This window comes from Enterobacter cloacae complex sp. HYC003_NIDB (genome assembly GCF_056673375.1).
In genome coordinates, this window is sequence record NZ_CP114220.1 from 4,619,334 (window position 1) to 4,631,679 (window position 12,346).

Annotated in this window: 12 protein-coding genes; 2 read left to right on the plus strand and 10 right to left on the minus strand. The window is 56.5% G+C overall.

Going from position 1 to position 12,346, the window contains the following annotated elements:
* Positions 1-17 precede the first annotated feature (17 nt).
* The 8 genes from tatC to udp form a co-directional block, all read right to left on the minus strand.
* Positions 18-788, minus strand: coding sequence for a Sec-independent protein translocase subunit TatC (gene tatC, locus O1722_RS22105; RefSeq protein WP_015569997.1), 771 nt, complete (start codon positions 786-788; stop codon positions 18-20).
* Between the two features lie 2 nt (positions 789-790).
* Entirely contained in the window at positions 791-1,333 is a 543-nt protein-coding gene (tatB, locus tag O1722_RS22110) for a Sec-independent protein translocase protein TatB (RefSeq protein ID WP_003860783.1), read from the minus strand.
* Positions 1,334-1,336: 3 nt separating this feature from the next.
* Complete coding sequence (gene tatA / locus O1722_RS22115) at positions 1,337-1,591, minus strand: Sec-independent protein translocase subunit TatA (protein ID WP_003860787.1); 255 nt, start codon at positions 1,589-1,591, stop codon at positions 1,337-1,339.
* A 76-nt stretch (positions 1,592-1,667) separates the two neighbouring features.
* Entirely contained in the window at positions 1,668-3,308 is a 1,641-nt protein-coding gene (ubiB, locus tag O1722_RS22120; RefSeq protein WP_015569998.1) for a ubiquinone biosynthesis regulatory protein kinase UbiB, read from the minus strand.
* Positions 3,305-3,910 (minus strand): ubiquinone biosynthesis protein UbiJ, encoded by a 606-nt coding sequence (ubiJ, locus tag O1722_RS22125; RefSeq protein WP_003860788.1) that lies wholly within the window; start codon positions 3,908-3,910, stop codon positions 3,305-3,307. Before ubiJ ends, ubiB begins: the two co-directional genes overlap by 4 nt.
* A 13-nt stretch (positions 3,911-3,923) precedes the next feature.
* The gene (gene ubiE / locus O1722_RS22130) at positions 3,924-4,679 is read right to left on the minus strand and encodes a bifunctional demethylmenaquinone methyltransferase/2-methoxy-6-polyprenyl-1,4-benzoquinol methylase UbiE (RefSeq protein ID WP_003860790.1); all 756 of its coding nucleotides are present in this window, start codon (positions 4,677-4,679) and stop codon (positions 3,924-3,926) included.
* Positions 4,680-4,745: 66 nt separating this feature from the next.
* The gene (rmuC, locus tag O1722_RS22135) at positions 4,746-6,203 is read right to left on the minus strand and encodes a DNA recombination protein RmuC (protein ID WP_017383581.1); all 1,458 of its coding nucleotides are present in this window, start codon (positions 6,201-6,203) and stop codon (positions 4,746-4,748) included.
* Positions 6,204-6,341: 138 nt separating this feature from the next.
* Entirely contained in the window at positions 6,342-7,103 is a 762-nt protein-coding gene (udp, locus tag O1722_RS22140) for a uridine phosphorylase (RefSeq protein WP_033486950.1), read from the minus strand.
* Between the two features lie 259 nt (positions 7,104-7,362).
* Here udp and O1722_RS22145 point away from each other — a divergent pair, with 259 nt between their 5' ends.
* Positions 7,363-8,169 carry a dienelactone hydrolase family protein gene (locus O1722_RS22145; protein WP_003860793.1) on the plus strand — a complete coding sequence of 269 codons (807 nt, stop codon included), beginning with the start codon at positions 7,363-7,365 and terminating at the stop codon, positions 8,167-8,169.
* A gap of 47 nt (positions 8,170-8,216) precedes the next feature.
* Here the strand turns inward: O1722_RS22145 and metE are convergent, their stop codons facing one another.
* Positions 8,217-10,478, minus strand: coding sequence for a 5-methyltetrahydropteroyltriglutamate--homocysteine S-methyltransferase (metE, locus tag O1722_RS22150; RefSeq protein ID WP_479954398.1), 2,262 nt, complete (start codon positions 10,476-10,478; stop codon positions 8,217-8,219).
* A gap of 116 nt (positions 10,479-10,594) precedes the next feature.
* On the opposite strand from metE, the gene metR reads away from it, so the two are divergent.
* On the plus strand, positions 10,595-11,548 hold the full coding sequence (gene metR, locus O1722_RS22155) for an HTH-type transcriptional regulator MetR (protein ID WP_015570000.1): 954 nt from the start codon (positions 10,595-10,597) through the stop codon (positions 11,546-11,548).
* On the opposite strand, the gene O1722_RS22160 is transcribed toward metR, so the two are convergent.
* Positions 11,436-12,335: a carboxylate/amino acid/amine transporter gene (locus O1722_RS22160; protein WP_023295736.1), complete on the minus strand. Its 900-nt coding sequence runs from the start codon at positions 12,333-12,335 to the stop codon at positions 11,436-11,438. The genes metR and O1722_RS22160 overlap by 113 nt on opposite strands.
* Between the last annotated feature and the right edge of the window lie 11 nt (positions 12,336-12,346).

A 12,346-nucleotide genomic window follows, 5' to 3' on the forward strand; every position in this document is an offset into this window, starting at 1 on the left:
CTGACGGGCGGTTGGTTTTATTCTTTAGTAGTCTCTTCAGACGGCTCGTCTTCTTCGTCCCGGGTACGCCCCTTTCCGACGTAGAAACGAGCGAAGAACACGCCGACTTCAAACAGGCAGTACATGGGTATCGCCAGTAAGGTTTGCGAGAAGACGTCCGGTGGCGTTAACAGCATACCTACGACAAATGCCCCCACCAGGATGTACGGGCGCTTCTTACGCAGATCGTCAGGCGTGGTCACCCCCACCCAGCAGAGCAGGACAATTGCTACGGGCACCTCGAAGGCGACACCAAAGGCCATAAACAGCGCCATCACGAAGCTGAGGTAGCTGGCGATGTCCGTCGACACCTGTACCCCTTCCGGCGCGGTATGCGTCAGGAAGCCGAAGGCCAGCGGGAAGACAACGAAGTAGGCGAACGCCATGCCGATATAAAACAGCAGCGAACTGGACACCAGCAGCGGAATAACCAGCTTGCGTTCATGCTTGTACAGCGCGGGCGCCACAAATGCCCAGACCTGATACAGAATGACCGGCGCAGAGGCAATCAACGACACCCAGAAGGTCAGTTTGATCGGGGTAAAGAACGGTGAAGCAACGTCTGTTGCAATCATCGTCGCGCCCAGAGGCATCTGTTTAATCAGCGGCGCGGAAACCACCTGATAGATATCGTTGGCAAAATAGACCAGACATAAAAAAATGAGGAAAACCGCAATAATGCAGTTTAACAGGCGCTTACGCAGCTCAATGAGATGCGTAATAAGCGGTTGAGTATCATCTACTGCCATGTTTACGCTTTATCACTCGACGAGGGGGATGATTCGGAAACGGGCGCGGCGGGTTTTACCTCAGCCGTTTTGACCACGGGCTCTTCCGGCGGCACCTGCTTTTTCACTTCGGGCTCCTGCGGCGATTGCTCTGGCGAAGCAGCCTGATGCTCCGCGCTGGAAGGCGTTACACCCTCGCGCTGCTCTTCGCTACCCTTCACCACCGGATTGTGGATGGTGTTTGCTTCATCGCTCGCCTTCTCAGGATCGTTAATACTGTAAGAACGCTTCATGGATTCAGCCGCTTCGCGCAACTCATCCATTGATGCTTTCAGCTCCGGCGTCAGGTTGTCCATGCTCGCCTTTTCAACCTTTTTCAGACTGTCCTGAAATTCCTGAAGCTTCAGCTCCTGCGCCAGTTCGTTCTGCACGGTAGTTGCCAGCGAGCGAAGCGCCCGCACCCAGCCCACGACGGTTTTCACCGCAACGGGTAAACGCTGCGGCCCCAACACAATCAGACCAATCACAAAGACCAGCAGTAACTCACCAAAACCAATGTCGAACACGAATTACACCTGCTCTTTATCGTGACGTTTAGCCTCTTCCTTTTTGGCTTCGTCCTGCTTATCGGCGATGGATTTAGCGGTAAAATCAGCATCCTGACTGGTTTTTTCCTGCTTATTCTCATCATCGCTCATGGCTTTCTTGAAGCCTTTGATTGACGCGCCCAGGTCGGAACCAATCGATCCGAGTTTTTTCGTGCCAAACAGCAGCACAACGATGACGGCAATGATCACTAACTGCCAGATACTGATACCACCCATGCGTGTTCCCCAGTGATAGATGATTAATTAGTCAGATCGCATTATACGTATGCAATCTCTCGATAGCGACGCTAATTCAGCGCGTTTTTCGCCAGCCAGCAAGCCAGACAACCACACCGGCAGCCATAATCCAGGCTGGCATCATTTCCCAGTCCGGACGATTGATCAACAGCAACGTGCCGCTTATCAGCAGCGTCGCGCCAATTCCGAAGAGATAGCGGGACTGCCCCTGACGCACGCGACTGGATTGAAGCTCGTGCGCGATTTTATCCATGCTGTGCTGAAGGTTCTTGCTCTGACGCAAACTGTCGTAAACCAGTTCAGGAATTTCAGGCATTTTTTCAATCCAGAACGGGCCTTTCTCTTTAAGCGAGCGAACCAGGGCTGGAATACCGACCTGATCCTTAATCCAGGATTCGAGGAACGGTTTCGCGGTTTTCCACAAGTCTAACTGAGGATAGAGCTGGCGGCCTACGCCCTCAACGTAAAGTAATGTTTTCTGAAGTAAAACTAATTGTGGCTGCACTTCCATATTGAAACGGCGTGCGGTGTTGAACAGGTTGAGCAGGACGTGTCCGAAAGAGATCTCCGAGAGCGGCTTTTCAAAAATCGGCTCACAGACGGTGCGGATCGCAAATTCAAACTCTTCCACGTTGGTATCTGGCGGAACCCAGCCTGAATCCACGTGCAGCTCGGCCACCTTACGGTAGTCGCGATTGAAGAAAGCGATAAAGTTCTCGGCGAGATAACGCTTATCCTCTTTATTCAGCGAGCCGACAATACCGCAGTCGATGCCGATGTATTTCGGATCTTCCGGGTGCTCATAGCTGACGAAAATGTTGCCCGGATGCATGTCTGCATGGAAGAAGCTGTCGCGGAAAACCTGAGTAAAGAAGACCTGCACGCCACGCTCGGCCAGCAGCTTCATGTTGGTGCCCTGTTTTTCCAGCGCCACCACGTCCGAGACCGGAATACCGTAGATACGTTCCATCACCATCATGTTCTGACTGCAATAGTCAGAATAGACTTCAGGAACATACAGCATCGGGCTGTCTTCAAAGTTTCGACGCAGCTGAATGGCGTTCGCCGATTCACGCAGCAGGTTAAGCTCGTCAATCAGCGTTTTTTCGTATTCCCGAACCACTTCCAGCGGACGCAGACGGCGACCATCCGGCAACAGACGCGGCACCCAGCGAGCCAGGCGATAAATCAGCTTCATGTCTGCTTTGATAACCGGCAGGATATCCGGACGAATCACTTTGATGACCACCTCTTTGCCATTTTCCTTCAGGCGCGCGGTGTGAACCTGCGCAATAGAGGCAGAGGCCAGGGGCTGAATATCGAAATCATCAAACCAGGTCTCGATGGGGATATTGCCCATCGCTTCTTCGATTTGTTTCTTCGCTCTCTCTCCGTCAAACGGAGCAACGCGGTCCTGCAATAGCGCGAGCTGATCGGCAATCTGCGGTGGGAAAAGGTCGCGACGTGTTGAGAGCATCTGCCCAAACTTGATCCAGACCGGGCCCAGCTCCTGTAACGCAAGACGCAGGCGTGCGCCCAGCTCCTGATCCTTATGGCGATTCGGCATCCAGAACAGCGTGCGACGCCAAAGCCGAAGCGGCAGGGTGATACGCATTCTGGGGATAAGCTCGTCGAGCCCGTAGCTCAAAAAGGTGCGAACGATAAAATAGAGGCGCCGAATTTCACCAGGCGTCATTTGCCCTCCAGTTTTTCCAGCCGTTTGGTTAACGCATCAACTGCGCGCTCAACTGCCGCGGTCTCTTCTGCAAACCAGGCGACTTCTAAAGGCCCCGGCGCCATACGCCACTCTTCGGTCAGCACCTCGGCAGCGTAGCGCTGTTGACGGAGCAGACCTTTACGAAGGAAAGCGGAACCCGTGCGCAGCGTTTTGCTTATACCTTCAGCCGCGATGTCGCCGATATAGGGCGCCAGCAGTTCCGCCGGGTCGAATTCAGCCTGATCGCTGAGTGCAACGAAGTTCTGTACCACCTGAATATCGCCCTCGACCTCCAGCTCACCGCTGCGAATAAGCGCCGTCATCTGCTGACGGTCACGCAGTTTTGGCAATACGCTCATGTGCGTAATCACCGAGCAGTCCGCCTCGCCTTCCCACTCCCCCAGAACGTCAAGCTGGCGTTCGCTGAAGACCAGCACAAGCGGCGTCGAGAACTCCTTTAAAACGATGCGCAGCACCTTTCCGTTAAGCCGCTGACGTGCGGTTTTCAGCGCCGGAGCGCGATACAGAAAGGCATTCAGCACATTCTCGATGCCAGCGGTGACTAAGGGTTTAATGGGCACGGGAAACCTCCACTCAGAACTTGTAACCACGATGCAGCGCGACGACACCCGCCGTCATATTGAAGTATTCCACGTTTTCAAACTCCGCATCCTGCATCATCGCTTTCAGCGTGTCCTGATCCGGGTGCATTCGGATGGACTCGGCCAGATAACGGTAACTTTCTGCATCGTTTGCCACCAGCTCGCCGATGCGCGGCAGAACGTGGAAGGAATAGGCATCGTAAGCTTTGCTCAGCGGGTCGATAATCGGTTTAGAAAACTCGAGTACCAGCAGTCGACCGCCCGGCTTAAGCACGCGGTACATGGAGCGCAGCGCTTTATCTTTATCGGTCACGTTACGCAGACCGAAAGAGATGGTGATGCAGTCGAACGTATTATCCGGGAACGGCAGCGCTTCGGCGTTGGCCTGAACATATTCAACGTTGCCTACCACGCCGATGTTACGCAGCTTTTCGCGTCCCATTTTCAGCATGGAGTCGTTGATATCCGCCAGCACCACGCGGCCGGTTTCGCCAACCAGACGGGAGAATTTAGCGGTCAGATCCCCTGTGCCTCCGGCTAAATCCAGCACCGTTTGTCCACGGCGCACGCCGCTGCAATCAATAGTGAAGCGCTTCCACAAGCGATGAATGCCAAATGACATCAAATCATTCATCACATCGTACTTCGCCGCCACGGAATGAAATACGTGGGCCACCATGTCAGCTTTCTGCGCTTTGGCGACAGTCTGAAAGCCAAAGTGCGTTGTGTCTTGTGAATCGTCAACCATCTCAGAGCCTGCTAATCAGTCAAATGTTCGTGAAGTGTAACAGATTGGGCGCATTTGCCCTACGTTTCAACCACCGTGAAAGAAACGCGCCGGCTGCGCTTCGGGGGATAAACTCGCCGCTAAATCGTTGTCTTCATTGCGGCTATTTTGCTTACCGTCGCCTTCACGCAGACGAAACTCTTCGTCCTGAGCGGTAGCCTGCTCCACCAGTTCCGGATTAATCTCGCGTTTAACTTCCACCCCCAGGCTGCGAAACGCCTCCGCCTGCGCCAGCAAATTGCCACGCCCGGAGGAGAGTTTTTTCATCGCCTGGCGGTAGTTATCCTGCGCGCGATCCAGGCTTTGCCCCACCGAGGACATATCGTCCACAAACAGCCGCATTTTGTCGTACAGCTTGCTGGCGCGATCGGCAATCTGCTGCGCGTTACGGCTTTGGTGCTCATAGCGCCACAGGTTGGCAATGGTACGTAACGCCACCAGTAGCGTGGTGGGGCTGACCAGCATAATGTTATTTTTCAGCGCTTCGGTGATCAGTTCGGGCTGTCTGTCGAGCGCCAGCAGGAACGCAGGCTCGACCGGAATGAACATCAGCACATAATCCAGCGATCGCAGCCCCGGCAACTGCTGATAATCTTTTCTGCCCAACAGACGGATATGGTTACGCACGGAGGCGATGTGCTCCTGCAACGCTGTTTCGCGGGTGTAGTCATCCTCAGCGTTGAAGTAGCGCTCATAGGCCACCAGCGTCATTTTGGCGTCGATAACCACATCTTTGCCCTGTGGCAGACGAACAATGACATCCGGCTGCATCCGCGAGCGCGCATCGTTCTCAATGCTGACCTGCGTTTCGTATTCGTATCCTTCGCGCAGGCCAGAGGCCTCCAGCACGCGCGTCATGACCACTTCGCCCCAGTTTCCCTGCGCTTTGTTATCACCTTTCAGTGCGCGCGTCAGGTTAACCGCCTCCTGCGCCATCTGCGCATTCAGCTGCTGGAGATTACGAATTTCATGCGCCAGCGTGTGGCGTTCGCGGGCTTCCTGACCAAAGCTGTCCTGTACCTGACGGCGAAAGCCATCCAGCTGTTCACGCAGCGGCGTCAGCAGGCTGTTCAGGCTCTGGCGGTTCTGCTCATCCACGCGGCGATTGCTGTGCTCAAAAATGCGGTTCGCGAGGTTCTCAAACTGCTCGCTAAGACGCTGCTCGCTGTTGATCATCTGACGGATTTTGTCTTCGGCGTGCAGTTGGGTGGACTCAAGACGGGTGGTCACTTCACGGAGATCGGCCTCCAGCGAGGTATTGATATCACGCAGATTGCGCAGTTCGTTATTGAGCAGTTCGCATTCGTCGCGCCAGTGGTCACTCAGCGCAAGCTGTTGTTTCGTCGCGCTAAGTTCAGCGACGATCTCTTCGCGCTCTGCCAGTTGTTCGGCTTTCTGCTGCGCATGCTGGTAGCCGGAAATGAGCCAGCCAATCCCCACGCTCACCAGCGCAATCACTGCATAAATCAGGATTGAGATATCCACAATGCCCCCTGCATCAACGTATTACCGCACAAAATAGAATTGTGCTGTATGAACGTCCAGTTTGAAAGGGTTTTCCTGCGAGGCGTTACGCAAAAAGAAAAGGCCGAGCATGTCGGCCTTTCAGCACTGAAGAGAGAATTAGATCAGGCGGCGCGCCGCTTCAACCACGATTTTCACCGCATGGCTTTCAGTCTGCTTCATGGTTTCAGCGTTCGGGATCTCCTGCTGGATACGGTTGACGATAACGCCCGCCACCATACCGGCACGCAGACCCTGGCTTGCGCACATGGTCAGCAGCGTCGCAGATTCCATTTCGTAGTTCATGACGCCCATCGACTGCCACTCTTCCATGGAGCCTTTGAAACGGCTTACCACGCGACCAGAGAAGGTGTCGTAACGCTCCTGGCCCGGGTAGAAGGTATCGGAAGAGGCAGTTACGCCCACGTGGGTGGTGGCGCCCACGGACTTCGCGGCTTCAACCAGCGCGGTGGTGCATTCGAAATCGGCCACTGCCGGGAATTCCATCGGTGCAAAGTGCAGGCTTGCCCCGTCCAGACGCACGGATGCGGTGGTAACCAGCACGTCGCCCACGTTGATGTGCGGCTGAATGGCGCCTGTGGTGCCGATGCGCAGGAAAGTACGAATGCCCAGCTGCGCCAGCTCTTCAACGGCGATAGAGGTAGACGGGCCACCAATACCGGTAGAGCACACGATCACCGCTTTACCGTCCAGCTCTGCGCGCCAGGTGGTGAATTCTCGATGCGCTGCCAGCTTAACCGGCTTATCCATCAGCGCGGCGATCTTTTCCACACGCTCAGGATCGCCAGGGACGATAGCAAGCGTAGCCCCTTGTAAATCGTTTTTAGTGAGGCCGAGATGAAAAACATCAGACTTAGACATAGGTGACTCCTCTGTGGGTCGGTTTGTCAGAAGAAGTAAAACGGTACTTTACAGAAGCAATGTGCATTATTTCGTGACACACCTCACCATGAATGAAAATGATTGCAGTTAATTTCCATAAAATAGTGATTTACATCACATTAACAAGTTATATCGCCGGGTGCTGCACAAAAGATAGACGCTATAGGGCACTGTGGATTGTTAACCTGGTGTCTATATTTATCTTTGCGCTAATCCATTCATTGGTACGGAGAATGCCATGACTGAAAAAACCGGTTTTGCACCTGCTGCGGCCCCGCATGCTTCAACCATCGTCTCAACCCCTGAAGAGGCCATTACCGCAGGCGAGACCTCCATTCCCTCCCAGGGAGAGAACATGCCAGCGTACCACGCGCGGCCAAAATCCGCCGATGGCCCGCTGCCCATCGTGATCGTGGTGCAGGAAATATTTGGCGTTCATGAACATATTCGCGACCTCTGCCGCCGTCTGGCGCTGGAAGGTTACCTGGCCGTTGCGCCGGAACTCTATTTCCGTCAGGGCGATCCGAATGATTACAGCGACATCCCGACGCTGTTCAGCAACCTGGTCAGCAAAGTGCCGGACGCGCAGGTGCTGGCCGATCTCGACCACGTTGCCAGCTGGGCGGCGCGCAACGGTGGCGACCCGCACCGTCTGATGGTGACCGGCTTTTGCTGGGGCGGACGCATTAGCTGGCTGTATGCCGCGCACAATCCGCAGCTGAAAGCCGCTGTGGCCTGGTACGGTAAACTGGTGGGTGAAAAGACCCTGAACTCGCCGAAACATCCAGTTGATATCGCCACCGATTTAAATGCCCCGGTGCTAGGGCTGTATGGCGGCCAGGATACCGGCATTCCGCTTGATACCGTCGAGACCATGCGCCACGCGCTGCGGGCGGCAAACGCGAAGGCCGAAATCGTGGTGTACCCGGATGCGGGACACGCGTTTAATGCCGATTATCGTCCGAGCTATCACGCAGAATCGGCGAAAGATGGCTGGCAGAGAATGCTGGCGTGGTTCAGCCAGTACGGCGGGAAGAAAGCGTAATACAAAAAGCCCGGTGGCGGCTGCGCCAACCGGGCAATCCAGCCCCACTACGCCTGACGCAAATTCTGCGCCGCCTGCACCATGTTCGCCAGCGCCGCGCGGGTTTCAGGCCAGCCGCGAGTTTTCAGGCCGCAGTCCGGGTTTACCCACAGGCGTTCCGCCGGAATGCGCCGGGCGGCTTTTTGCAGCAGCGATTCAATCCACTCCACGCTCGGCACGTTAGGGGAGTGAATGTCATACACGCCCGGCCCGATTTCGTTCGGGTAGTCGAACTCTTCGAACGACTCCAGCAGCTCCATGTCTGAACGCGAGGTCTCGATGGTGATCACATCGGCGTCGAGCGCGGCAATGGAGTCCATGATGTCGTTAAATTCGCAGTAACACATGTGGGTGTGGATCTGCGTGTCGTCCTTCGCGACGGCCGCGTTGAGGCGGAACGCCTCCACGCCCCACGTCAGATAAGCATCCCAGTCGCTGCGACGCAGCGGCAAGCCTTCACGCAGCGCCGGTTCGTCGATCTGAATGATGCCAATCCCCGCCGCTTCCAGATCCGCCACTTCATCACGCAGCGCCAGGGCGATCTGTTTGGCGATGGTTTCCCGGGATACATCTTCACGCGGGAACGACCAGCAGAGAATGGTCACCGGCCCCGTCAGCATGCCTTTTACCGGTTTGTCGGTCAGAGACTGGGCATACTTCGCCCACTCCACGGTGATCGCTTCCGGGCGGCTGACGTCACCGATCACCACCGGCGGCTTCACGCAGCGGGAGCCGTAGCTTTGCACCCAGCCGTTCTGGGTAAAGACAAAGCCGTCCAGGTGTTCACCGAAGTATTCCACCATATCGTTACGCTCGGCCTCGCCGTGCACCAGCACGTCCAGACCCAGACGTTCCTGCTCGACGATCGCCTGTTTGATGTGCTCCGCAATGCCGGTGCGGTAGTGATTCGCATCCAGATTGCCCTTTTTGAAGTCCAGGCGCAGGCCGCGGATCTCGGTAGTCTGCGGGAAGGAGCCGATGGTTGTGGTCGGCCACGCGGGCAGGTTAAAGCGCGCACGCTGGGCTTCGGCGCGCACTTCATACGGGCTCTGGCGCTGGCTGTCCCGGGCAGTGATGGCCGCCAGACGTTTTTCCACCGCCGGGTTATGCACGCGCGTCGAGTGACGGCGCGCCTGGATCGGGGCGCTCCAGTCAGTAATCGCTGCTGTGTCGCCGCTGTTCAACGCGTCGCGCAGCAGAGCCAGCTCCTCACACTTTTGCAGGGCAAAGGCAAACCAGCTTTTCACCTCAGGATCGAGTCGGGTCTCCACGCTCAGGTCGATCGGGCTGTGCAGCAGGGAACAGGAAGAGGCTACCCACAATTCACGTTTACCGACAATGTCCTTGATTTGTGCATATTTCCCGGTGAGATCGGCACGCCAGACGTTACGACCATTCACCAGACCGGCAGAGAGCAGCCACTCCGCAGGCAGACGCTTGTGCAACTCTGCCACATCGTCTTTGCCGTGAACGAGATCAACGTGCAGACCCTGAACCGGCAGCGCGGTAATGGTGTCGAGGTTCGGCGTTACGCCCTCGAAATAGGTGGTCAGCAGCAGCTTCACATGGCCCGTGAGCGCGTCATACGCCGGTTTGAAGGCATCCAGCCACGCCTGCGGCAGCTCAAGCACCAGCGCCGGTTCATCGATTTGCACCCACTGAATACCGCGTTTGCCCAGCTCAATCAGCACCTGCTTATAAACCGGCAGAATATCGTTCAGCAGGCTGAGGCGGTCGAACTGCTCGCCTTTCACTTTGCCCAGCCACAGGTAGGTGACCGGCCCCAGCAGCACGGGTTTCACCTGGTGACCCAGCGCCAGCGCTTCGTCCACTTCATCCAGAAGCTGGGTCCAGGTCAGTTTGAACTGCTGGTCCTTAACGAACTCCGGCACCATATAGTGATAGTTAGTGTTAAACCACTTGGTCATTTCCGCCGCTGCCGCTGGCTCACCCGTTGGCGCGCGGCCACGGCCGATGCGGAACAGGGTATCGATATCCACCGATCCATCGTTGTTCTGATGACGAGCCGGCACGTTGCCAAGCAGCAGGCTGGTGGTCAGAACATGGTCGTACCAGGCGAAATCGCCCACCGGCAGCAGGTCTACGCCCGCCTGTTTTTGCTGATCCCAGTGACGCGCGCGCAGCTCGCGCCCCACCGCCAGCAGTTCTTCGCGGGTGGCGTTACCCGCCCAGTAGCTTTCTTGCGCTTTTTTCAGCTCGCGACGCAGACCAACGCGAGGGAAACCGAGAGTGTGAGTGCGGATTGTCATGGCATACCCCTTGTAGAAATTCGTTATTTAGACGTCCAGATGTTTACACTTCTATAATTGGCAGGTACTGTATATTCCTCAAGCGCAAAATGTTCATGGCGAAGTGAAGGACTTTCATGATCGAGATAAAACACCTGAAAACGCTACAAGCGTTGCGGAACTGCGGTTCTCTTGCGGCGGCAGCGGCCACGCTGCACCAGACTCAGTCTGCCCTTTCTCACCAGTTCAGCGATCTGGAACAACGCCTCGGCTTTCGTCTTTTTGTGCGTAAGAGCCAGCCTTTGCGCTTTACGCCGCAGGGCGAAATTTTGCTTCAGCTGGCGAACCAGGTGTTGCCGCAGATTGCCAGCGCGTTGCAGTCCTGCAACGAGCCGCAGCAGACCACCCTGCGCATCGCCATTGAGTGTCACAGCTGTATTCAGTGGCTGACCCCCGCGCTTGAGAACTTCCGCCAGAAGTGGCCGCAGGTGGAGATGGACTTCAAATCCGGCGTCACGTTTGATCCGCAGCCGTCGCTTCAGCAGGGTGAGCTGGATCTGGTGATGACCTCAGATATTCTGCCGCGCAGCGGTCTGCACTATTCGCCAATGTTTGATTTTGAGGTGCGTCTGGTGCTGGCCCCGGACCATCCGCTGGCCGCTAAAACGCGTATCACGCCGGAAGATCTGGCAACGGAGACGCTGCTGATTTACCCGGTACAGCGCAGTCGTCTGGATATCTGGCGCCATTTCCTGCAACCCGCGGGCATCAGCCCACAGCTGAAAAGCGTGGATAACACGCTGCTGTTAATTCAGATGGTGGCGGCCAGAATGGGGATTGCGGCGCTGCCGCACTGGGTGGTCGAGACGGTTGAACGCCAGGGTCTGGTGGTCACCAAAACCCTGGGTGAAGGACTGTGGAGCCGGCTGTACGCCGCCGTGCGCGACGGCGAGCAGCGTCAGCCGATTACGGAAGCGTTTATTCGCTCAGCGCGGAACCACGCGTGCGACCATCTTCCGTTTGTGCGGAGCGCGGAGCGACCCAGCGGCGATGTACCCACAGCGAAGCCAGGATCACCGTTCCCCCAATAAGGAAACTCGGCCAGTGCGGCTGCTCCTGCCAGATGGCGAGGTTCACCAGTAGCCCCGCCGGCACGTGCACATTGTTCATGATCCCCAGCGTCCCGGCGTCTACCTGCGTAGCGCCGTAGTTCCACATAAAATAGCCCAGCCCCGACGCCACCACGCCCAGCCAGACCAGAACGCTCCACTGCACGGAGGTAGTCGGCAGCTTTTGCGGATTGCCGAGCAGAAACCACGCCGCTACCGCGACAATCGCCGCGCCCATATAGAACCACGCAAACGCGTTATGCTGCGGCATCGGGCGGGTCTCCATCAGACGTTTGTAACCCACCATCCCGATGGCAAAGCTGATATTAGCGAGCTGGACGAACATCAGCCCGGTCCAGAAGTGATCGCTTACCTTGTCATAGCGAATAATCGCCGCGCCAATGACTGCCAGCGCAGCGCTCAGCAGATACCCCCAGCGCAAACGGCGCCTGCTGAGCAAGTCATATATCAGCGTGATGTAGAGCGGCGTCAGCACGGTGAAGAGCAGAAATTCCGAGACGGACAGGTAAACGTAGGCCCGGAAGCTGAACAGGTACATGATGCCGAGCTGCATCGCGCCTACCAGCATGTACAGCAGTATCGTTTTTAGCGACTGCCCGCGGGTACGCAGGAACGGCAGGAACACCAGCGCCGCCAGCCCCACGCGCATCAGTACCGAGAAGTAGCTGTCGACCGATCCGGCAAGGTATTCGCCAATCAGACTAAAGGAGAAGGCCCACAGGATAGTGGTGATAATGAGTAGCGCCACAATGCTTGTCT